The 20,574-nt window shown below is 62.6% G+C and carries 20 protein-coding genes; 8 read left to right on the top strand and 12 right to left on the bottom strand.

The features are described 5' to 3' along the window. Positions 1–691: 691 nt before the first annotated feature. The 3 genes from E2N92_RS04765 to E2N92_RS04755 are packed head-to-tail and all read right to left on the bottom strand — an operon-like array spanning position 692 to position 3,974. Positions 692–838, bottom strand: coding sequence for a YHS domain-containing protein (locus tag E2N92_RS04765; RefSeq protein ID WP_220682548.1), 147 nt, complete (start codon positions 836–838; stop codon positions 692–694). After that, the gene (locus E2N92_RS04760) at positions 838–3,279 is read right to left on the bottom strand and encodes a heavy metal translocating P-type ATPase (protein ID WP_220682547.1); all 2,442 of its coding nucleotides are present in this window, start codon (positions 3,277–3,279) and stop codon (positions 838–840) included. Before E2N92_RS04760 ends, E2N92_RS04765 begins: the two co-directional genes overlap by 1 nt. Before the next feature lie 26 nt (positions 3,280–3,305). Further along, on the bottom strand, positions 3,306–3,974 hold the full coding sequence (locus tag E2N92_RS04755; RefSeq protein ID WP_220682546.1) for an endonuclease V: 669 nt from the start codon (positions 3,972–3,974) through the stop codon (positions 3,306–3,308). A 58-nt stretch (positions 3,975–4,032) separates the two neighbouring features. Between E2N92_RS04755 and msrA the strand changes: the two genes are divergently transcribed. After that, complete coding sequence (gene msrA, locus E2N92_RS04750) at positions 4,033–4,512, top strand: peptide-methionine (S)-S-oxide reductase MsrA (RefSeq protein WP_220682545.1); 480 nt, start codon at positions 4,033–4,035, stop codon at positions 4,510–4,512. Here msrA and E2N92_RS04745 read toward each other — a convergent pair. Beyond that, entirely contained in the window at positions 4,505–5,062 is a 558-nt protein-coding gene (locus E2N92_RS04745; RefSeq protein WP_220682544.1) for a manganese efflux pump MntP, read from the bottom strand. The genes msrA and E2N92_RS04745 overlap by 8 nt on opposite strands. An 83-nt stretch (positions 5,063–5,145) precedes the next feature. Here E2N92_RS04745 and E2N92_RS04740 point away from each other — a divergent pair, with 83 nt between their 5' ends. After that, positions 5,146–5,844, top strand: a complete 699-nt coding sequence (locus tag E2N92_RS04740) for a tetratricopeptide repeat protein (RefSeq protein ID WP_220682543.1) — start codon at positions 5,146–5,148, stop codon at positions 5,842–5,844. Positions 5,845–5,851: 7 nt separating this feature from the next. On the opposite strand, the gene E2N92_RS04735 is transcribed toward E2N92_RS04740, so the two are convergent. The 3 genes from E2N92_RS04735 to E2N92_RS04725 all read right to left on the bottom strand — a co-directional run bounded on the left by E2N92_RS04735 (position 5,852) and on the right by E2N92_RS04725 (position 9,461). Next, the gene (locus tag E2N92_RS04735; RefSeq protein WP_220682542.1) at positions 5,852–6,826 is read right to left on the bottom strand and encodes a VOC family protein; all 975 of its coding nucleotides are present in this window, start codon (positions 6,824–6,826) and stop codon (positions 5,852–5,854) included. Next, complete coding sequence (locus E2N92_RS04730; RefSeq protein WP_220682541.1) at positions 6,807–7,916, bottom strand: DUF362 domain-containing protein; 1,110 nt, start codon at positions 7,914–7,916, stop codon at positions 6,807–6,809. Before E2N92_RS04730 ends, E2N92_RS04735 begins: the two co-directional genes overlap by 20 nt. A gap of 783 nt (positions 7,917–8,699) precedes the next feature. Continuing rightward, positions 8,700–9,461, bottom strand: coding sequence for a TrmB family transcriptional regulator (locus E2N92_RS04725; protein ID WP_220682540.1), 762 nt, complete (start codon positions 9,459–9,461; stop codon positions 8,700–8,702). A gap of 91 nt (positions 9,462–9,552) precedes the next feature. Here E2N92_RS04725 and E2N92_RS04720 point away from each other — a divergent pair, with 91 nt between their 5' ends. Then, the gene (locus tag E2N92_RS04720) at positions 9,553–9,879 is read left to right on the top strand and encodes a DMT family transporter (protein WP_220682539.1); all 327 of its coding nucleotides are present in this window, start codon (positions 9,553–9,555) and stop codon (positions 9,877–9,879) included. Between the two features lie 1,115 nt (positions 9,880–10,994). On the opposite strand, the gene E2N92_RS04715 is transcribed toward E2N92_RS04720, so the two are convergent. Beyond that, the gene (locus tag E2N92_RS04715) at positions 10,995–11,510 is read right to left on the bottom strand and encodes a ferritin (protein ID WP_220682538.1); all 516 of its coding nucleotides are present in this window, start codon (positions 11,508–11,510) and stop codon (positions 10,995–10,997) included. Between the two features lie 830 nt (positions 11,511–12,340). On the opposite strand from E2N92_RS04715, the gene E2N92_RS04710 reads away from it, so the two are divergent. Both E2N92_RS04710 and E2N92_RS04705 read left to right on the top strand, forming a co-directional pair. Next, positions 12,341–12,700: a transposase gene (locus E2N92_RS04710; RefSeq protein WP_220682537.1), complete on the top strand. Its 360-nt coding sequence runs from the start codon at positions 12,341–12,343 to the stop codon at positions 12,698–12,700. Positions 12,701–12,720: 20 nt separating this feature from the next. Continuing rightward, positions 12,721–13,134, top strand: coding sequence for a transposase (locus tag E2N92_RS04705; RefSeq protein ID WP_246589318.1), 414 nt, complete (start codon positions 12,721–12,723; stop codon positions 13,132–13,134). A 73-nt stretch (positions 13,135–13,207) separates the two neighbouring features. Here E2N92_RS04705 and E2N92_RS04700 read toward each other — a convergent pair whose 3' ends face one another. After that, positions 13,208–14,050, bottom strand: a complete 843-nt coding sequence (locus E2N92_RS04700) for a thiamine pyrophosphate-dependent enzyme (RefSeq protein ID WP_220682536.1) — start codon at positions 14,048–14,050, stop codon at positions 13,208–13,210. Then, positions 14,047–15,702: a 2-oxoacid:acceptor oxidoreductase subunit alpha gene (locus tag E2N92_RS04695; protein WP_220682535.1), complete on the bottom strand. Its 1,656-nt coding sequence runs from the start codon at positions 15,700–15,702 to the stop codon at positions 14,047–14,049. Before E2N92_RS04695 ends, E2N92_RS04700 begins: the two co-directional genes overlap by 4 nt. 98 nt (positions 15,703–15,800) lie before the next feature. Here E2N92_RS04695 and E2N92_RS04690 point away from each other — a divergent pair, with 98 nt between their 5' ends. Beyond that, positions 15,801–16,301: a hypothetical protein gene (locus tag E2N92_RS04690; protein ID WP_220682534.1), complete on the top strand. Its 501-nt coding sequence runs from the start codon at positions 15,801–15,803 to the stop codon at positions 16,299–16,301. A 438-nt stretch (positions 16,302–16,739) separates the two neighbouring features. On the opposite strand, the gene E2N92_RS04685 is transcribed toward E2N92_RS04690, so the two are convergent. Further along, positions 16,740–17,435: a 2,5-diamino-6-(ribosylamino)-4(3H)-pyrimidinone 5'-phosphate reductase gene (locus E2N92_RS04685; protein WP_220682533.1), complete on the bottom strand. Its 696-nt coding sequence runs from the start codon at positions 17,433–17,435 to the stop codon at positions 16,740–16,742. A gap of 226 nt (positions 17,436–17,661) precedes the next feature. On the opposite strand from E2N92_RS04685, the gene E2N92_RS04680 reads away from it, so the two are divergent. Both E2N92_RS04680 and E2N92_RS04675 read left to right on the top strand, forming a co-directional pair. After that, on the top strand, positions 17,662–18,942 hold the full coding sequence (locus E2N92_RS04680) for a sensor histidine kinase (RefSeq protein ID WP_220682532.1): 1,281 nt from the start codon (positions 17,662–17,664) through the stop codon (positions 18,940–18,942). Beyond that, positions 18,932–19,300 (top strand): response regulator, encoded by a 369-nt coding sequence (locus tag E2N92_RS04675; protein ID WP_220682530.1) that lies wholly within the window; start codon positions 18,932–18,934, stop codon positions 19,298–19,300. Before E2N92_RS04680 ends, E2N92_RS04675 begins: the two co-directional genes overlap by 11 nt. A 228-nt stretch (positions 19,301–19,528) precedes the next feature. Here E2N92_RS04675 and E2N92_RS04670 read toward each other — a convergent pair whose 3' ends face one another. Continuing rightward, the gene (locus tag E2N92_RS04670; RefSeq protein WP_220682529.1) at positions 19,529–20,509 is read right to left on the bottom strand and encodes a DNA-methyltransferase; all 981 of its coding nucleotides are present in this window, start codon (positions 20,507–20,509) and stop codon (positions 19,529–19,531) included. Between the last annotated feature and the right edge of the window lie 65 nt (positions 20,510–20,574).

The raw sequence follows: 20,574 nt of genomic DNA, 5'->3' as shown, positions 1-20,574 counted from the left end.
GGGGTTACAGTCCACCGCCTATCGCTCGCGCGGGGGGTTCGGGGGGCGGCACGCCCCCCGTCGAAGAGAACCATCAAGACGATTTACCATGAAAATGATCCAGACGATCCTCTCTTCAGGTTTGCATGAGAGTTTGAACTTGCCATATCCCGTTGAAGCCGATACGCAGAGGATAGAAAATCTCTCTGATGGATCGGCCGCCCGTAATCGTCAAATCTTTCCCGCAATCTCGCGCCGGGGGCTCTGCCCCCGGCCCCCCACGACGAGGATAACCGGGGCGGCGATGAAACTAGATCTTCCAAAGATCCTGTCGCGAGGATTGGGATCCCGCCCACACGCCGTAGCGCAGCTCAGAAAATTTTCATCCCGTATGCTTGAGCCCAGGGTTCATGCCCGATTCTACAAAGCCGAAAATTGGACAGAGTCAGGCATGAACCCCGGGCTCAAGCATACGCGGTTGAATATTGTTCTGAGCAGCGCTTCACCGTGTGGGCGGATACCTATCCTCGCGACAGGGGGATCACTCAATCGTCGCCCTGTTCCTATCTTCTTCGTGGAGGGTTCTGGGGGGGGGCAACACCCCCCGGCACGAGACGACGGGAAAGGTTCTGCGATTGTAGGCGGCACGTCTGATCATCGCGCCTTCCCTCCCATACGCACCGGAGGCGTTGCTCCCGCGACTCCCCTCCCTTCACTCCTTCAGATACTTCTCAGGCTCCGCTTCGAACGCCTTCTTGCACCCCGGGGCGCAGAAATAGTAGGTCTTTCCCCTGTACTCGGTGATATGCCTCGCCGTCGCCGGGTCGACTTTCATCTTGCAGACCGGATCGATCTCCATCAGGCTTCCCTCTTTGCTTCGGGTATATATCCTTTCAGGAGGAGCGAGAGGGTGACGACCGTGACCGAACTGGCGGCCATGGCGAGGCCCGCGAACTCGGGCCTGAAGACGATCCCGAAGGAGGGGTACAGCACCCCGGCGGCCACCGGGATGAGGGCGGCGTTGTAGGCGAAGGCCCAGAAGAGGTTGAGTTTCACCCGGCCGATGGTTTTTCGTGCGAGTTGCACTGCGGCCGGGACGTCGGTGAGGTCGTCCCTGACCAGGACCACGTCGCCGCTCTCGATGGCCACGTCGGTCCCGCCGCCGATGGCGATCCCGAGGTCGGCCTGGGCCAGGGCCGGGGCGTCGTTGATCCCGTCGCCGACAAAGGCGACATGCCCGCCCCGCTCCTGGAGCGCCCGCACCTCGGCCGCCTTCTCGTCGGGGAGCACCTCGGCCAGAACCCGATCGATCCCGACCTGGTCGGCGATGGCCCTGGCCGTGCGCGGGTTGTCGCCGGTGACCATCACCGCCGAGAGCCCCATCTCCCTGAGCGCCTCGACCGCCCTCGCCGCCGTCGGTTTGAGGGTGTCGGCGACGGCGACGACCCCGACGACCTCACCGTCGGCCGCGAGGTATGAGACGGTCTTGCCCTCCGCCTCATAGCGTTCACCCTCCTCCGCGGCCCGGCCCGCCAGCACGACTCCCTCGTCTTCGAGGAGGGCGCGGTTGCCAAGGGCCACCCGCCGTCCGCCGACCGCGGCGACGATCCCCTTGCCGCGGACTGTCTCAAACCCCGTGCTCTCCGGGAGAGCGAGCCCCTCTTCTTTTGCCCGGCGCACGATCGCGGCGGCCACCGGGTGCTGGGAGTTCTGTTCGATGCCGGCGGCGAGGCCGAGCACCCCGGCCTCGTCCTCGCCGACTCCCACCACGTCGGTCACGGCCGGCGTCCCCCTGGTGAGGGTGCCGGTCTTGTCGAAGGCGACGACGTCCAGACCCTCGGCCACCTCCAGTGCCTCGCCGCTCTTGATCAGGATCCCGAGTTCGGCCCCGCGCCCGACTCCGACGGTGATCGCCGTCGGCGTGGCAAGCCCGAGGGCGCAGGGGCAGGCGACGACCAGGACGGCAATGAGCGTGGAGAGGGCGAAGATGAGCGGGGCGTCGAGGACGAAGTACCAGATCAGGAAGGATGCCGCGGCGATGGCGAGGACTGTCGGGATAAAGTAGGTGACCGCGGTGTCGGCGATCCGCTGGACCGGCGGCCGCGTCCCCTGCGCCTCCTCGACGAGCCTGATGATCTGGGCCAGGACGGTGTCTCTCCCGACCCGTGTCGCCGTCACCTCCAGCACGCCGTCGCCGTTGACCGTCCCACCGACGACGCTGCCGCCCGGCCCTTTCCCGACCGGGACCGGTTCGCCGGTGACCATCGACTCGTCCACATAACTCTCCCCCCGCCTCACCTCGCCGTCGACCGGCACCTGTGCACCCGGCAGGACCAGCACGACATCTCCGGGCTTCACCTCGTCGATGGGCCGCTCCACCCGTTCACCGTCGACGAGCACCGTGGCGGTCTTCGGCCTGAGACGGACGAGGGCGGCGATCGCCTCGCCGGTACGTCCCTTCGCCCTGGCCTCCAGGTACCGGCCCAGGGTGAGGAAGGTGGCGAGCATCACCGCCGTCTCGTAGAAGAGGAAGTCGGTGGTGAGCACGATCCCGAAGGTGCCCAGCACCGAGGCGCCGAAGGCGACGCCGATGCCCATCGAGTACATCACGTCCATGTTCAGGGTCCGGTTCTTCAGGGCCCGCCAGGCCGCCAGGAAGATCGGCCAGGAGAGGTAGAGAAACGGCGGGGTGGCGACGATGAGGAGGACGTAGGGCATCGCCACCGGGAGCGCCGGTGCAATAAACATCAGCGCCATCAGGGCCGCCGAGGCGACGGCACCGACGACGGTCCGCCTGAGTCGGTCTTTGAGGTCGGCCTCCCGCGCTTTGCGTTCGATCTCGCCGGTCTCCTCACCCTCCGTCCCGAGATACTGGTATCCCGCGCCCTCGATCGCCGCCCTCATCTCAGGGACGCCGACGACCGAGGGGTTGTAGGTGACATAGGCCCGTTCGGCCCCCAGGTTCACCATCGCGGTGTGGACGCCGGGAAGGGCCTGCAGCGCCGCCTCGACCGTCTTCACGCAGGTGGCGCACATCATCCCGCCGACCTTGAGGGTCGCCCTGCCGGTGACGACGCCGTACCCGGCCCCGGCCACTGCCTGCTCGATCTCGGCCGGCGAGACCAGGGAGGGGTCGTACTCCACCGAGGCCTGTTCGGCCCCGAGGTTCACCGATGCGCTGCTCACTCCCTTCGTCTCTTGAAGGGCCTTCTCGACGGTGACGGCGCAGGTGGCGCAGTGCATCCCGGTCACCTTCAGGGTCTCGGTGCGTTTCTCCTCCTTCTTCTCCCCGGCCTCCATAGTTCTCACTACGATCTGCCCCGATATCAACGCTTGGTCATGCCCGCCCTGGCCACGGAGGCGCAGCGGTGGGCGGCCCTGAGGGGTTCGGGTCGCCGGTACCCCACAGACATGGCAAGGACCAGGTCGACCGCGGCGGCGTGGCCGACGAGGTGGCCGGGGGAGACATAGACCGGGCGGGCGCCGGTCCTGGTCCGCACCGCCCACCCCACTGCCTCGCCCTCGAAACACACCGGGGCGGCGGCACCCCTCTCCGCCCCTGGTTCTCCGGCCTTCCCGACGAGGAGACGGTCGGCGACTCCGATGGAGGGGATGCCGAGGAGAACGCCGAGGTGCGAGGCGATCCCGCACCGGCGCGGGTGGGCGGTGCCGTGGCCGTGGACGAGGATGAGGTCGGGGGTCCGGTCCAACCGTTCGAGGGCGGCGCAGAGGGCCGGCCCCTCCCTGAAGGCGAAGAGACCAGGGACGTACGGGAACCTCGCCTCGCACGCGGTCCAGGCCTCGTCGACGTCTTCCAGTCCGGGAAAGGAAAAGAGGACGGCGGCGCCGTAGACGGTCGCGCCGTCGCGGGAATACGCGGCGTCGAGTCCTGCCACCAGCGCGGGTGTAGGCGCACCTCTGGCGACGACCCGGCGGCGGAGGCGTGCCTGGAGAGCCAGAGCCTCGCCGGGATCGTCGGGCCAGACCGCGTGCATGGAGGGAGATGGCGTCTCCTCCCATAAGGACTATCACTCTTCCCGCAGAGGAGGGGGCATGAGCCTGAAGCGGGCATACTTTGCGGCCGGGTGTTTCTGGGGAGTGGAGGAGGCGTTCAGGGAGGTGCCTGGCGTCGTCGATACCGCGGTCGGGTATATGGGCGGGACAGCCGATCACCCCACCTATGGGCAGGTCTGCACCGGGAAGACCGGGCATGCCGAGACGGTGGAGGTTGTCTACGATCCCGGGCAGGTCACCTATGCCGACCTCCTCCGTCGCTTCTGGACGCTCCACGACCCCACGACGCCTGACCGGCAGGGGCCCGACGTCGGGACCCAGTACCGTTCGGCGGTCTTTTTCACCGACGAGGAGGAGCGGGCCCTGGCCCTTGCCGAGAAAGAAAAACTTGAGAAGTCGGGGAGATTTCGGCGGCCGGTCGTCACCGAGATCGCGCCCGCCGGTCGGTTCTGGCGGGCCGAGGAGTATCACCAGCGCTATTTCGAGAAGATGCGCCGGCGTGTCAGGCCGGTCAGATGAAGAGGTGCTCGAAGAGGATCCGCACCCCGATGAAGAGCAGCACCGCCCCGCCGACGACCTCGGCCCACTCCCGGTGTCTGCCGCCAAAGACTCCACCGAACCAGAACCCGACGAGCGAGAGGAGAGCGCTGACGATCCCGATGATCGCCGCCGGCACCAGCACGGCCGACCCGAGGACGGCGAAGGAGAGGCCGACGGCAAGGGCGTCGATGGAGGTGGCGACGCCCAGGGTCAGGAGGACGAGCGGCTTCTCGAAAGCGACCGGTTCGCCGTCCTCCCCCCTCAGACCCTCGTAGATCATCTTCCCGCCGATGAAGAGGAGGAGGAAGAAGGCGACCCAGTGGTCGATCCAGCCGATGAACCCGGCGAGGGCCGATCCGGCATACCAGCCGAGGACAGTCATCCCGGTCTGGAACCCGCCGAAGACGAGGGCGAGGGTGAGGGCGGTTCTGGCCCGTCCTTCCCTGACCGAGACGCCGCCCGCGACCGAGACTGCGGTGGCGTCCATGGCCAGACCGACCGCGATGAGGATGACTGTGGGGAGGTCCATTGATCATCAGGGTTGGGGTCAGGAGATGATGAAACCCCCGTTTCACCACATCTTTTATCAGGGGACGAGGCGATCCCGGCCCCATGCAGCAGCTGGTTGAGAGTGCGGCGCGGCTGGTCGCTGAAGGAGACGCCCGGATGGAACAGGGCGACTATGCCGGAGCGCTGGAGAGGTATGACGCCGCCCTGAAAGAAGAGCCGGCCCATACCGCAGCCCTGTACCGGAAAGGCATGGTCCTGACCGCGATCGGCCGGACCGACGAGGGGATCGCCTGCTTCGACCGGGCGCTTGCCGTCGATCCCGACCTCCCCGAGGTCTGGTTGCGGCGGGGAATGGCCCTGTACTATGTGGACCGGTTCTGGGATGCGGCCGAGAGCACCCGCCGGGCGGTCGCGATCGACCCAGAGTATGCCTACGCCTGGTATGTCCTCGGCCGTTCCCTGAAGGCGGTGGGCCACCTGCACAGCGCCCTCAACGCCTATAACCGGGCGGCGGAGATCGAACCCGAGAACCAGGCGGTCTGGTTCATGCGCGGGATCGTCCTCGCCCTGATGGAACGGCACGAGGAAGCGGTCGAAAATTTTGAACGGGCTATCGAACTCGACCCTACCGACCTGGATGCCCGCAAGAACGCGGCCTGGTCTCTTTATCTCCTCGGGCGGTATGAGAGGGCGCTTGAGACCTGCGACGCCGTCCTGGAGGTCTGTCCCGAGCACGGCCAGGTGGTGTACCTCAGGGGCCTGGTGGTGCGGGCGATGGCAGGCGAACCTCCTGTCGAATGAAGGAGGTTCAGAGCCGTACGGTGGCGCCGGGATCGAAGTAACCTGCAAACCCGTCGAAGCGTTCGATGTACTCGACGATCAGCCCGGTCAGTTCCGACCTGGCGGCCATCATCTGCCTGACGCCGGCGGCCGGCGATCCCGTAAGTGGGAGGGCGAACCCCACGCCGTCCTCTTCCAGTCCAGCCGCGACGGCCGTGATGCCGCGGGTCGCAAAGGCGAGGTGGTGGACGCCGGGACCGAAGCGGGCGAGGAAGGGATCGGCCGCGCCGGGTATCGTCCCTGAGACGAAGTTGAGAGCGAAGCTCGCATTTTTCACCCGCACCACGCTGTTGACCGAGCGGAAGGGGACGACATACTCCGAGCCCTCGAAGACGCCGCCGGTGAGGTGGAGACATTCAAGCACCGCCGCCGCACGGTCGCGAGGGTCGAGGCGTATCGCCAGGTGGTCGGGGCATCCGGCGGCCGCGAGGTAGGGTCGGTCAGGGACGCTGAGTGAGAGGGAAACCTCTCGCCCTTCGGGTGCAGGGATCCCGCCGGTGGTGAAGAGGTAACGCACGCCGGTGCGCTCCGGCCGACCGGCCTCGACCGTTCCGGCACCGGCCGGGCGGCACGGGATACCTGCGGCCGCACATGCCGCGGTGAAGGCGGGGAGATCGCGCACCCTGAACACCGCCGCCGCACATCCGGATCCTTTCCGGACCGTTCTCTCCTCCCTGACCAGGACGGGGGGACACCCCGGCCGCTCCAGGACGATCGTGAGGAGGCCGTCGACCTCGGTCGCCCGTGCCGGGCGGTAGCCGGTGAGCCCGGCAACCTCGCCGGCCACCGCCGCCCCTTCTCCGGGCCCGGCCCTGAGGACGAGGCGGTCGAGGGCGGTCACCCCCGGTGCTCCGGAAATCCCGCTGGCCGCCGCCGCAAAAAGCCCGGCCTCCTCCTCCCTGAGGGCGGCGAGGTCGGGGCCTTCAGATGGTGATGATTTCATAGTCGGCGGTGCCCAGACCGATCTCCTCGCCGTACCGCACCTGCCGCATCCCGTCGGTGTACGGGGCAACGCCCCTGAACTTATCCTCGCCGGGCGCATAATTGCCGAGAAGACGGCTCTCCCTGATCCCCGGCCTGGAATTGACCAGATCGAAGCTTGCCGCATCGATGGCGACCGGGTCGGTGGAGGCGAGGATCCCGATGTCGGGAACGATCCTCGAGTCGCTCCACGGGCAGCAGTCGCAGTCGGGAGTGATGTCCACCAGGAAGTTGAGGTACCCGACCTTCCCTTCCTTCCCCTGCACGGCGCCGAGGGCATATTCGGTCATCATCTCCATGAAGGGCACCAGACCGTTTTCCCAGTCGAAGTCGAGCGCGCCGGTCGGGCAGACGGTCATGCACTCACCGCAGCCGATGCACTGTTCTTTTATCACCCGCACTGTCTCGTCCTCCCCTTCGAGGGCACCTTTCGGACAGGCATTGATGCAGGCCCAGCACCCCTCGCAGGCGTCGGCGTCCACGACCGGGCAGAGTCCCTGGTGCTGCTCCATCTTCCCGGCGGCCGGGGCGCACCCCATCGCCAGGTTCTTGATCGCCCCACCGAACCCGGCCATCCCGTGTCCCTTCACATGAGAGAGGACGACCATACTCTCCGCGTCCAGGATGTCGCCGGCGATCTTCACCTGCTCGAAATACTTCTTCCTGATCTCGACCTCCTGCCAGTTCCCTGACCTGATGCCGTCGGCGATCACCAGCGGCGCCCCGGTCACCTCGTACCCGAAGCCGTGACGGAGTGCGGTGGTAAGGTGGTCGACGGTGTTCTCCCGCATCCCGGAGTACAGGGTGTTGGTATCGGTGAGGAAGGGGTTGCCCCCGGCTGTCCGCACCCTGTCGACCACCTCCCGCACCCAGAACGGTCTGATATGGGTGTCGTTGCCCCACTCTCCGAAGTGGAGTTTGATCGCCGTCAGGTCGCCGTCGCCGATGCACGAGGCGATCCCTGCGGCGTCGAAGAGTCGTCTGATCTTATTGAGGGTGTTCTCCCGCCTCGGGCCGATCCCGGCCTCCGCAAAGTAGACCCTGCCTGTCATAGTATCCGGTTAATCGTCACGTCAAGGGATAAATGATAGTGCAGGGGGGCGTGGAGAAATGGGCATGAGCCGAAAACGCACCTCAATCATACCACATGGAGACTCTCCGGGGGTCCGGGGGGCAGAGCCCCCGGCGCGTATGGTGCTGGAAGGCGTGATGATCCGATGTGCCCCCCTCATCGCAGCATCTTTCCCGCCGTCTCGCGAGAAGATTGGGCGGGGACGGCGATGGATTGAGATTTTTATCGGGTATGCTTGAGGCGTCCTCTCGTCTCATGCTGAATTACTATGAGGTCATCCCAAAACTTCTCTGGCCTTGATCGGTGAGTGGAAGACGTTTTTGAAACACGGTGTCGTTCAAGATATTGTTGCCGCCCCTATCTTCGTCGTGGGGGGTCCGGGGGGTCTCCCCCCGGCAGGAGAGAGCAAGGAAACAATCTTTATGCTTTCTGTGTGCGGCACGGCTGATCGATCTGCCTTCCTCTGTCACTCGCACAGGGGCCGCCGCCCCCGGATCCCTGGGATTGCGATTGGGACGGGAAGGCGGAGAGATGACCATGAAGAGGGGGCTGCAATCCGCCACCTATCTTCGTGCTGGGGGAAACTCCCGGACCCACCACGACGAAGATAGGTTGGGGCGGCGATGGAACACGATCCCCACCGATTCTCCTGTCTTGAAAAGAGAGAGAGCACGTGACGAGAAATTTCCATCGCGTATGCTTGAGCCGCGGGTTCATGCCGAATTCTACAGAGCCCCCGGACAGATCCGGTGTCCACGTTTTCTCATCTCTCTTCTTCTGCGTTCAGCATCTCGATGACCTCGCCCATGAGCATCCTGACCATGGCCGGGGTCGTGCTCGTGACCGCCTCGCGTCGCTCCCCGATCCGCATCACCGAGATCCACTCCTGCCGGTCGATGACGAGGGTGAGGTCACCCTTGACGGTGAATTCGTCTGCGGTGTAGTCCGTGACATAATTCTCGATGATCTTCTGGTGTGCTTCCGGAACCTCATGGATGGGGAACCTCATGCCGGAGAATTTCCACCGGTCGTCCACGATGACGGAGAGGTCGCAGCGTTTCCCGGCCTCTTTGAGGACGCTCGCGAACTGGCGGAGATATTCGGGGTATGCGGAGAGGACGATGATCTCGTGCTCAGCACGGTCGATCATCTGCCTGACCCGGTTTTTGATCGCCCACTCGGAGTGAAGGGACCAGATCAGGGACCGGTGCGGGTACTCGGAGCCGATCCTCTTCAGGGCGTCGGTGGCCCGGTTGAGATCCCGGTTAAAATCGTCCCTGATGGCGCCGAGGACTTCTTCCGGTGCGACGGCCGCGTACCGCGTCGGGGTGCCGTGCTGGACATCGAGGTAGCTTTTTCTGACCAGTGCGTTCAGGATCTGATAGATTTTCCCACGCGGGACGCCGCTCAGTTCTGAGATCGTCCTGGCCGTACCCTCACCCATGCCGACGAGGGCGACATAGGTCCGCGCCTCGTACTCGTTCCACCCGATTGCCTTCAGGCATGCTACCGGATCGTCGGTCATCGTCATTTCCTGGAACCCGGAGGAGATGATGTTTTGCAACCCTGCCAGTTGCATCCCCCTTATATCGCGGTGTTGCACACCAGGGATCTGCATGAACGCCTTATTCATCCTTCTCGGTGCGGTCGGTATCGAGGTCTGCGCCACGACCTGCCTCAAACTCTCCGACGGATTCACCCACCCTCTGCCCTCTCTGGGAGTGGTGGCGGGGTATGCGACCTCTTTCTGGCTCCTCTCCCTTGTCCTGAAGGAACTGGACGTCGGTGTCGCCTATGCCGTCTGGGCGGGCCTTGGCACCGCGCTCGTCGCGGTGATCGGGCTTCTTGTCTTCAAGGAATCGTTCAGCCTCTTCAAGGCCGCATCGGTCCTGCTGATCGTCCTCGGCGTCGTCGGGCTGAACCTGGGCGGGGGCGTTCATTGAAGGCCGGACGAAAAAAAGAGGGGTTTTCAGTCCTCGGCGGCGACCACCCTGCGGACTGGTCCGGGGATGCAGATGGGGAAAGAAACCCCGGAGGTTGGTGCCCCCGATGAGCCCGTCGCCGGCTCATGGGCTGAAAATAGCCTTTAAGATTATAATTTCGGCTTTGTAGAATCGGACATGAACCCTGGGCTCAAGCATACGCGATGAAAATTCTTGGTGGTCTCTAGTGAGTGGATCCTTGCTCCCTCTTCGGAGCAGGACACCACATAGGGCGACCACTTCGTTGCCGCCCCCACCCATCTTCGTCGTGAGGGGTCCGGGGTGTGCAACCCCCCGGTGCGAGATTCCAGGAACGATTCTACGATGAGGGCGGCACATCGGATCTATCACGCCTTCCCAAACATCGGTGCCGGGGGCGCTGCCCCCGGACCCCCGGGACGAAGATAGGGCCGGGAAGGCAGAGGCCCGATCATTCAGGAGATGCATCTGCAATATCTGTATCAGTCCTGAAGGCGGGTGGTGGATTCAAACCATTATGGAAACCTGGAGAGATGATCGTCAGGATCATTTTCATGGTAAAACCTCTTGATGACTATCTCTGCGGGGGGCTTGCCCCCCCCCGGTCCCCCCACGACGAGGATGGGCGGGGGCGGCAAGGAGGTGTTGGCCCGAGGGAGTGTCCTGCTCCGACGAAGGAGCACGGATCCACACACCCTCGAGACCAACGAGAATTTTCATCCCGTATGCTTGAGCCGCGAGTTCATGCTCAATTCTACAGGGCCATAATTCCTCTTAAAATGGCTGGAATAATCCAATATTTTGGCTCTGTAGAAACCATCCTCTTTTCATCACCTCAACCCCCTGTGACCTTCATTCCATCGCCTTCCCTCATGCTCACGCCGGGGGCGCTGCCCCCGGACCCCCGGGATTGCGATAGGGTTGGGAAGGCGGAGAGATGACCACAGAGAGGGGGGTGCAGTCCACCTCCCTATCGTGATGCGGGGGGTCCGGGGGGCGGCCAGCCCCCCGCAGAGATAACCATCAAGAGCATTTCTACAAAGCCAATATTTTTGTAGAGTTTGGACTTCAAATTCTCGAGAGATAAAAAAAGGATTTCAGGGCGCCCCCTGTGTCGGCGGCGTGAAGACCCTGGTCCCGAGTTCTTTGTCGAGCATGAAGAGCCCGTTGGTCTCGTCCCCGATCAACTGGAGTTTCCCGATGATCTCGGTGTCGTTGGCCTCTTCCTCGACCTGCTCGTCCACGTACCACTGGAGGAAGTTGGTGGTGGCGTGGTCCCTCTCGGCCATGGCAAGGTCGACGAGGTCGTTGATCATCTTCGTCACCCGCTGTTCGTGGGCATAGGTGGCCTCGAAGACCGCAAGCGGCGACTCCCACTCGTTGGGGGGTGCCTCGATCGGGAGCATCGTCACCCGTCCGCCCCGTGCGATACAGTAGTCGTAGAACTTCATCGCGTGGAACTGTTCTTCCTTTACCTGGACCTGCATCCAGTTCGCAAAACCGGGGAGGCCGCGGTCCGAGAACCAGGCCGACATCGAGAGGTACAGGTAGGCCGAGTAGAGTTCACGGTTGATCTGGCGGTTCAGCGCCTCAAGCATCGTGTGCGAGATCATGCTCTCACCAGGTGTCTCCAGGACATGCCCGGCAATAAAGGGATCGTTTGGTTCGTGTCGGCGAGGGAGTGGGAGGTGAGGTCACATTTTTTCGGCTAGATCTCGTCTGGCTCTTTTCTCCCTGATAAGGGGGTCAGGGGTTCCCCCGGACCCCCACGCCGGGACAATTGGCAGGGGGACGGCACGGCAGAAGATGCAATATTATCGGCTCTGTAGAATCAGGCATGAACCTCTGGCTCAAGCATACGGGATGAAAATTTCTCGTCGTTTGCTCTCTCTCTATTCAAGACAGGAGAATCTGGGGGGATCGTGTTCCATCGCCGCCCCCACCTATCTTCGTCGTGGGGGTCCGGGGGTTTCCCCCGGCGCGAGATTGTAGGAGAGATTTGACGATTCGAGGCGGCTGATCCACCAGAGGAATTTTCTATCCTCTGCGTATCAGCTTCAACGGGATATGGCAAGTTCAGACTCTCATGCAAACCTGAAGAGCGGATCGTCAGGATCATTTTCATGGTAATTTTTTATGAGGGGAAAGCACGCCTCAAGCATATGGGATGAAAATATCATATCAGAACTGGATCAATTCTTGCCCCTCATCCTTACGAACGAGGAGCGAGTAGAAGTCGAGCATCATGCCGCCCCCCGGCTATCTTCGTCGTGGGGGGTCCGGGGGCAGCGCCCCCGGCGCAAGCATGAAAGAAGGCGATGGATGCAGATCAGAGGGGGGTTGAGATGATGAAAAGAGGATGGTTTACCATGAGCATATCCCAAAAGTGATCCTCTAGTCACATTGCCGAATTATAAATCATATTGGATTAAACCTTTATATCGTGGCATTCAGCGAGATCGATGATAGCCTCTGGTCAATCATCAGCGATTACCTTCCCCCTCAGAAGCCTCCCACTGGACGACCGCGTTCTGATCTTCGTCTTTTAATGAATGGAATTCTCTTTGTTCTTACTACAGGATGTACATGGAGCGATGTTCCTGAAAAATATGGAACCAAATCGACGGTACATCGATTTCATCAATATCTATGTGAGAAAAGTGCCTATCAGGCGATATTTTTTGATCTCCTTCAGCGAGGATACGATCTCAAAATCGTTGATCTGTCCCATTGTTCGATTGATACAAAGTCTATTCCCGCAAAAAAAGGGGTATCATCGGATTTGATGGCCATAAGAAAATAAAAGGGAACAAACTGAGCGTATTGGTCGATCGAAACGGTAGACCCCTTTCTTGTGTTGTATCCCCTGCAAATAATCATGATTCAACACTTTATACACAAACCCTTGAAGGATTCACGTTTTTCGGAAATAAATTCAAACCAATATTCATATCCGCAGATCCAGCGTACGATTCAATAAAAATAAGGGCATACAATGACCAAAACAGAATAAAGAGCAATATTCCAATAAATACAAGAAACACAAAAGATCCAGAGAATAAAAGAACAGTACCCTTTGATCCAGAACTTTACAAGAAAAGAGGAGCCATCGAACGATTTTTTAGTTGGATTGAAGCATTTAAGAAGATTGCTCCAAGGCACGAAAGAAAAGAAGAATCATTCCTTGGATTGATCATGTTCGCATGTGGGATCATGATCTGGAGAGTTTTGGGATGACCTCCATGAAAAACATTTCATGGGGTATGCCTGAGGCGTGCTCTCGACTCATGCCTGATTCTACAAGGCCATATTATCTCCTCCCCTCAAGCACCTCCCTGATCACCTCCCGGCGCCGGTGGTCGGGCAACCGTCCCATCGGCGGCCAGGCCTCGCGCTCCCGCTCGATCTCGTAGAAGACGCCGAGGGCGATGGGGGCGCCGTCCGAGTAGTCCCACTCACGCGCCCGCTCCAGCGCGGCGGTCAGGTCGGTGGTGTCGTGGCCCTCGAGTTCGTAGACCTGGTTGTTGTAGGCGGCGGTGAGGTTGTTGTACGTGGCGCAGACCTGGAGCACCTCCACAAAGGAGAAACCCCGGTGGAGGACCGCCCGGCGCAGCACCTCCCTGAGGTGATCGAGGCGGCGGGTGTAGACCCTGGCCACAAAGGTCGCTCCTGAGGCGAGGGCAAGTTCGACCGGGTTGAAAGGACGTTCTTTCACGCCTGCGGGGGTCGAACGCCCTTTGAACCCGGTGTACGAGGTCGGGGTGTACTGCCCGGTGGTGAGACCGTAGACCCGGTTGTCGTGGACGACGGCGGTGATGTCGGTGTTCCGCTTGGCCGCAAAGACGAGGTGGCCGAGTCCCTCGGCATAGGCGTCGCCGTCGCCGGCGCAGGCCACCACCGTCAGGGAGGGGTCGGCCAGTTTGATCCCGGCCGCCACTGGAAGGGTCCGGCCGTGGATGGCATAGAAACTGTTGACCGCGAGGTAGTCGGCGATCTTGGCATGGCACCCGATCCCGGAGACGAGCACGAACTCCTCGGGCCGCTGATCCTCATCGGCGACGAGACCGGCGAAGACGTCCTTGAGGGCGTGCTGCACGGCGAAGTTGCCGCATCCCGGGCACCAGGTGTTCTGCGCACCGGTGATCCAGGTCATATCCCCACCTCCTTCAGCCGCCGCTCCAGGTCTTCCAGGAAGAATGGCCGTCCGTCGTACTTCCCGACCATGGCGTCGACCCGGTGCCCCTCCGCCCTGACCAGTCGGGCGAGTTGCCCGTCCAGGTTCTCCTCGACGGCGATAATTCGGCCGGCCCCTGCAAGCGCCGCACCGAACTGTTCGGTCGGGAACGGGGAGAGGACGACCGGCCTGACCACGCTGAGTCCCAGGTCGCCGGCCGCTTCGGTGCAGACCCCCGCGGTCGAGCCCCAGCAGAGGAGGACGGTCCCGGCCGCGGGATCGCCGGCGGTCATGACCGCGGGGTAACCCCTGAGCACCTTGGCCATGGCCTGCTCCTTCTCCTTCCGTTTTTCAGCCATATGGGCGACGGTCTCCGGATCCTCGACGGTGATCCCGGCCTCGTCGTGGGCGTACGAGTTCACCTTCACGACCGCCCCGGCCGTCCCGGGATCGGCGAGCGGCGAGACGCCGTCCGGGCCGGGGGCGTACCGGCGGTACCCGCCGTCGCCGTCCCAGCGGACGGGCGGGAGCGGGGGCCTCCGTGGTGCGCCGTGGAAGGTGTACATCCCCTCGCCGAGATTTTTGTCGGTGAGCAGGACCGCCGGCGTCTGGAACCGCCAGGAGAGGTCGAGGAGTGCCCCGGCCCAGTACCATGCCTCCTCGAGCGTGGCCGGGGCGGCGACCGGGCGCGGGAACTCGCCCTGGCCGGCCGAGAGGGCGAAGAGCAGGTCGCCCTGCCCCGAGTAGGTCGGAACACCGGTGCTCGGCCCGGGCCGCTGGGCGAGGACGACCAGCACCGGGAGTTCGGCCATCCCGGCCAGGGAGAACCCCTCGGTCATCAGGCAGAATCCTCCGCCCGAGGTGCCGACCGCCACCCGCCGCCCGGCGTACGCCGCCCCAAGTGCCATCAGCATCACTCCGATCTCGTTCTCCGGGTGAACGACGCTCGTCCCGAACGCCTCCTGCCCGGCGGCCAGGAAGTGGAGGATGCCGGAGGAGGGCGTCATCGGGTAGGCGATATAGCCTTCAAGCCCGGCGTCCACCAGACCGAGGGCGACGGCCTCGTTTCCGCTCAGGGTGGGAAGCACCTGCCCGGCCGTGGCCTGGGCCGGAAGGGTCATGACCCTCTCGGCCGCCTCGTAGCCGCGCCCGGCCACCCGCAGGTTCGCTTCCACCGCCTTCGGCACCGCCCGGCGGAGCACCGCTTCCACCGTCTCCCATGGGATGGCGCAGGCTTTGCAGAAGGCCCCGATCAGTACCATGTTCCGCGTCACCGCCGGAGCCACCTCTTCTTTCACGATCTCGTCGAGGGGGAGGCCGGTTCCCTCAATCTCCCGCACCCGGCCGGTGTCGTAGATGATCCGGCCGCCGGCACGGATCCGTCCCTGGTGGCGGCGGACCGTCTCCTGGTCCAGGGCAAGGACAAGGTCGATCCCTTCACGGTGGCAGTACGGTTGCGCCGCCGCCCCCCTGACCACGGCGAAGTTGTGTCCTCCCTTGATCAGGGAGGGATAGTCGTAGTACATCGCGGCCCGCAGCCCGCAGCCCGCGATGAGGCGCATGACCACCGACCCCGCAATGTTGATCCCTTCGCCCGCTCTCCCTCCGATGAGCACTGCGATCTCGTCCATAATTCCCCCTCGGCGGGAGGTGCACCGGGCCCGTAATATACCTTTGCCCCGCGCCCCATCGCAAAAGAGAAATAGAGGTACTTCGCAGACACGGAGGTATGAAAAAAGTATCGTTCTTCCTTGCTCTAGGAATCGTCGCCATGGCGGCGGTTTTTGCGGGATGCACGGGCACATCGCCTGAGGCGACCCCCACCCCGACCCCGGTCCAGACCACCACTGCAGTCCCCACTGAGACGACAGCTGCGCCGTCCGTTCAGCCGGAACCGACCGACGAGATGCCGACCAATTATCGGGTCAAGGCATCCGCACAGAAGGATCCCATCGATCACATGATCACCGTCACCTTTGACGGCGGCATGGGACAGGAGAATGTGAAGGAGATCAAGGTGACGGTCACCCGCTCGGACGGCACGACCGAGACGCAGACGATGGCCAAACCGTCGGGCAAGTCACTTTCGACCGGTGAGAGCGTCGAGTTTGCAGGGACGGCACAGCAGGACCGGATTGAGGTCTGGGCCACCATGGACCGCCCGCTCGGTGCGGACGGGAAGACCGTCTTCAAGATCTACGACTCGGCCCTCCCGCTTGAGCGGCCCTGATTTTTTCTCTTTTTTGGGCTCTGTAGTATTTGGCATGAGCCCCGGGCTCAAGCATACGGGATGAGAATTTCTTGTCACTTGCTCTCTCTCTCTCTCTTTTCAAGACAGGAGAACTGGTGGAGACTTCGTTCCATCGCCGCCCCCCCTATCTTCGTCGTGGGGAGACCCCCAGAACCCCCCACGCGAAGATAGGCGGCGGACGGCAACCCCCCCTTTCATGGTCATTGCTCCGCCTTCCGCCACAATCTTCATCCTGGGGGTTCGGGGGGTCTCCCCCCGGCGCGAGACGACGGTGAAGATTCGACGATCTGGGGCGGCCTTTCTGATCGACGTACCTTCTCCCACCATCGGCCGGGGGCCGCTCTGCCCCCGCGTGAGCATGAGGGAAGCGATGGATTCGGTTCACAGGGGTTTGAAGTGATGAAAAGAGGATGATTTCTACAGGGCCGAATGAACCTCTTTTTTGACGACCCAGCGCAGCAACACGCCGTCGTCGACCCGCTCGACGCCGGCGAGTTCGAGACGCGGGAACTCGTCCTCTCGCGCGAACCCTTCGCCGTCGGCGGGTGTCGGGGCGCCCGCTCCCCCGATGACGATCGAGCCGACATAGGTGATCAACTCGTCCACCAGGCCCGCCCTGAACAGTCCCCAGATCAGCGTTCCTCCGCCCTCGACCATGAGGCGGCCAACGCCGCGGGCGGCCAGTTCGTGCATCAGGAGGGTGAGGTCGGTGTTCTGCTCTCCGACGACGACGACCTCGGCCTTCTCCCGAAGGGCCTCGACCCGTCCGGCCTGCGCCGCAGCCGAGACCGCGACGATCCGCCGCCCTTCGCCTTTGCAGAGGATGTCGGCGTCCAGGGGTGTCCGGGCCATCGAGTCGACGACGACTCTCAGGGGGTGCTCGTCCTCTCCCCGCGCCCTGCGCGCGGCCTTCAGGTCGGGCGATTTGACGGTGAGAGACGGATCGTCGCCCAGGACCGTCCCGATCCCGACCATGATCGCGTCAGCGCCGGCCTTGATCTCGTCGACTCGTTTGAAATCATCTGCGCCTGAGATCTTCACCTGCCGCCGTTCTCGTGTCGAGATCTTGCCGTCTGCGCTCATCGCGAGGTTGACAAAGATATATGGACGCATGCCCTGAGGTTCGATGGACGATTACTTATTCATGCGCCTGCTTGAAAAAATGAAAGAACATAAATAACGATCCCGTTTACCTCTCATTTGTACAATGTTTTCGAGAGGTTCGAACACATCAGATGTCTCTTTCACTCCGTGGATGTCTTCTATTCAGACTCTAGGAGTGAATGGGTTTTTATTGGCTCTTCTTTTTCTTACGGGCCTCTATTCGCTCTTCTCTACGGTGGGGGTCGCGCAGTCGTACCTCTATTACATCCCCCTCGTCATGGTGACGGTCTGGTACTCGAACCGGTCGATCTGGACAGCGGCGGCCCTCTCCCTGGGATATGCCGCCGTCACGCTTTTCCTCGCCTTCGGTGGCTATTCTCTCGACCCGGTCCTTCTCTTCCTCTTCACGATGCTCTATCTCTGGGGGATGACCGCGGTCACCCTTTTCTCCTCCCAACGCTCGGTCCCTGCGACCATGCTCGACGAATCGCCTCTCTTCTTCTCTCTGGATCCCGGGTCGCTTGAAATCAGCAGAATAAGTCAGGACCTTGCAAGCCGTCTGGGACTTTCGGGCTCTTCTTCCGGAAATCTTCTGCTGTCGTCGCTCTGTGCCGACCCGGACGAGGCGGAGGTGTTCTCCGGGTTGGTCGGCACCGGGATGGCGGTCGCCAGATTTGAGACCGCCCTCCGCGGTCGGTCGGGGGAGGAGGTGCCGGTGCTTCTCTCCTGCGTTCCGGGAGAGGAGGGGTGCCGGTGCACTGTCCTCGACCTCTCTTCGCTCCAGTTGTACAGGGAGATGGATGAACGGGCCGGGGCCGAGGCGGCGAGGTGGCAGGACTTTACCACCACTGCGGCCCATGAACTCAGGACCCCGCTCCAACCGGTCCTCGGCTATCTCAGCCTCCTCCTCGATGACCGCGACTACTATGGGATCAGAGATGAGGCGGCCGGGATGCTGGGGGTCTGCCTTGAGAATGTCGACCGGGAACGGCGTATCGTGAACCGGATGCTTGAACTGAGTCTCCTTGAAAGCGGAGATATGAAGAACAGGCCGGTCGAGGTGGACCTTGCAGCGCTGATCCGGGAGGTGCTCGATAGCCCCGACTTCGTCGCCAGGGCCGAATACAGGGTGGCGGTCCCCGAGGGTATGACGGCCCTGGTCGACAGGGACCAGTTCTTCCAAGTGCTGGAGGGCCTCGTCTCCAATGCCGTCGAGTACGGCGGAGAGCAGAAGATTGTCGAGATCTCCTGCGGGCAGGAGGGGCGGCGGCAGTGGGTGAGGGTGAGGGACAACGGCCCGGGGATCGACCCGGCCAAACAGCGGATGATCTTCGAACCCTTCTCTATCGGGGACGGCGAGATGTTGAGCCGTCGATACGGGCGGATGGGACTCGGCCTCCCGATAGCCGAACGGTATGCCCGCCAGAACGGGGGGCGGATCGAGATGGAGAGCACACCCGGCGAGGGGAGCACCTTCACCATCGTGCTGGAACGGAGGAACGGCGGTGAGACCTGAAGTCCTGGTGATCGACGACGACTGCCCGATCCTGGAGATGATGAGGGTGGTGCTGGACCGGATCGGGTACCGGCCTCTTCTCGCCGCGTCGGCGTCCGATGGTCTCGCCCTCCTCAGGTCGACTCGTCCCGACCTCCTCCTCCTTGATGTGACGATGGCCCCGGTCGACGGGTGGCAGGTGCTCGACGCCCTGGCCGCGGACCCGGCCCTCCCGAAGGTTCCGGTGATGCTCTTCACCGCACGCCCCCTCGACACGGCCGAGTATGAACACTATCGGGAGGCTGTCGTCGCGGTGCTTGAGAAACCGATCGCGCCGATGGAGTTGAAACGGGTTCTGGACCGATTTTTTGCGGGGTGATCGGCTTTTTTGGGCTCTGGAGAAATCCTCTTTTCACCCCCGTTTCGCGCCGGCGGGTTCCACCCTCCTGACCCTCGAAAATCGAATGATACACGGAAGATCGAAGATCTTCCTGTCAAGAAAATGCTCCGCATTTTCGGCTTTGTAGAATCGGGCATGAACCCAGAGTTCATGCCCAATTCTACGACGCTGAAATCTGAGGGATGAACGGGCATGAAAGCCCGGTGATCACCCGCTGAGTTCTTTCAGCGCCCGTACGATCGACCACCGCCCTCTCCCGAGTTCTTCCTGGAGAATTTCGATGGAACGTTTTCGTGTCTTCCCCCGGCCCCGCAACTCCTGGTACCGGCGGTCAAGACGGCGGCGTTCTTCACTCGTCCAGCGTTTCCGCTGATTTTTTGGGGAGCCTGTCGCCGGAGAGCGGAGTGAACTGAGGAGGAAACCGGGTTCGACCTTCTCCAGATCGCGGACGCCGGCATCGAAGATCGGCTCCGAGACCTCGAACCCGACGAACGCCCGGCCGAGTCCGATCGCAACCCGTGCGGTCGAGAACCCGCCCATAAAAAAGTCACAGACCAGGTCGCCCTCGTTGCTGCTGTACTGGATCATCCTGGTCAGCAGGGCGGTGGGCAGTTCATTCTTGTTCTTCACCTGACCGGGTTTGTACTCGCGGTTGATGACCCAGACGTCCTCCCGGTCCTGGTAGTTGAGGGAACCCCCGTCCGGCGCCTGCTCGCCGGTACCGTACCTGGCCTCGAGGTTGAAGGTCCGTCTTCCACCCGGTTTTTCATAAAAGAGGATGTGGTAGTGGGACGAGACATATTTCCTGCTGGTATACACCCCGAAGTTGTACTTCCAGATGATATGGTTCACCTCGCGCAGCGAGGTCTGGCGCAGGGCATGGAGGATATGGTAGAGGTTGGTGTAGCCTGAGACGATATAGATCGAACCGCCCGGTTTGAGGACGCGCTCTGCCTCGCGGATCCACCTGAGGCTGAACTCCGCGTATTCCGATTCGGGAACTTCGACATACCCGTCGACCACATATCTTTCGTCCCGGTTGTAGTGCCGGTGGAGAGTGTCGCCGCCGATGCCGTACGGCGGGTCGGTGATGATCAGGTCGACCGATCTGTCCTCGATCTCCTCTCTGGCGCCGGTGACGCAGTCTCCGTTGTAGAATGTGTTTCCTTCATGTGCTATGGACTTCATCGCTATTCCTTTGAGGGGCTCCCATCCTGACCACGCCGTGGAAGGGGGGTGAGCGAGAGTACTGT

This window comes from Methanofollis formosanus, assembly GCF_019633745.1.
In the GTDB taxonomy this organism is placed as follows: Archaea; Halobacteriota; Methanomicrobia; order Methanomicrobiales; family Methanofollaceae; genus Methanofollis; species Methanofollis formosanus.
Note: the sequence above shows the minus strand (reverse complement) of the source record. Positions and strands in the feature narration are given on the sequence as shown.

Coding starts and splice junctions, on each gene's coding strand:
- E2N92_RS04760 (WP_220682547.1), bottom strand. CDS start 3,279: ATGGAGGCCGGGGAGAAGAAGGAGGAGAAACGCACCGAGACCCTGAAG.
- msrA (WP_220682545.1), top strand. CDS start 4,033: ATGAGCCTGAAGCGGGCATACTTTGCGGCCGGGTGTTTCTGGGGAGTG.
- E2N92_RS04715 (WP_220682538.1), bottom strand. CDS start 11,510: ATGATCTCGCACACGATGCTTGAGGCGCTGAACCGCCAGATCAACCGT.
- E2N92_RS04730 (WP_220682541.1), bottom strand. CDS start 7,916: ATGACAGGCAGGGTCTACTTTGCGGAGGCCGGGATCGGCCCGAGGCGG.
- E2N92_RS04695 (WP_220682535.1), bottom strand. CDS start 15,702: ATGGACGAGATCGCAGTGCTCATCGGAGGGAGAGCGGGCGAAGGGATC.
- E2N92_RS04700 (WP_220682536.1), bottom strand. CDS start 14,050: ATGACCTGGATCACCGGTGCGCAGAACACCTGGTGCCCGGGATGCGGC.
- E2N92_RS04735 (WP_220682542.1), bottom strand. CDS start 6,826: ATGAAATCATCACCATCTGAAGGCCCCGACCTCGCCGCCCTCAGGGAG.
- E2N92_RS04740 (WP_220682543.1), top strand. CDS start 5,146: ATGCAGCAGCTGGTTGAGAGTGCGGCGCGGCTGGTCGCTGAAGGAGAC.
- E2N92_RS04765 (WP_220682548.1), bottom strand. CDS start 838: ATGGAGATCGATCCGGTCTGCAAGATGAAAGTCGACCCGGCGACGGCG.
- E2N92_RS04745 (WP_220682544.1), bottom strand. CDS start 5,062: ATGGACCTCCCCACAGTCATCCTCATCGCGGTCGGTCTGGCCATGGAC.
- E2N92_RS04725 (WP_220682540.1), bottom strand. CDS start 9,461: ATGACCGACGATCCGGTAGCATGCCTGAAGGCAATCGGGTGGAACGAG.
- E2N92_RS04720 (WP_220682539.1), top strand. CDS start 9,553: ATGAACGCCTTATTCATCCTTCTCGGTGCGGTCGGTATCGAGGTCTGC.
- E2N92_RS04685 (WP_220682533.1), bottom strand. CDS start 17,435: ATGCGTCCATATATCTTTGTCAACCTCGCGATGAGCGCAGACGGCAAG.
- E2N92_RS04670 (WP_220682529.1), bottom strand. CDS start 20,509: ATGAAGTCCATAGCACATGAAGGAAACACATTCTACAACGGAGACTGC.
- E2N92_RS04690 (WP_220682534.1), top strand. CDS start 15,801: ATGAAAAAAGTATCGTTCTTCCTTGCTCTAGGAATCGTCGCCATGGCG.
- E2N92_RS04755 (WP_220682546.1), bottom strand. CDS start 3,974: ATGCACGCGGTCTGGCCCGACGATCCCGGCGAGGCTCTGGCTCTCCAG.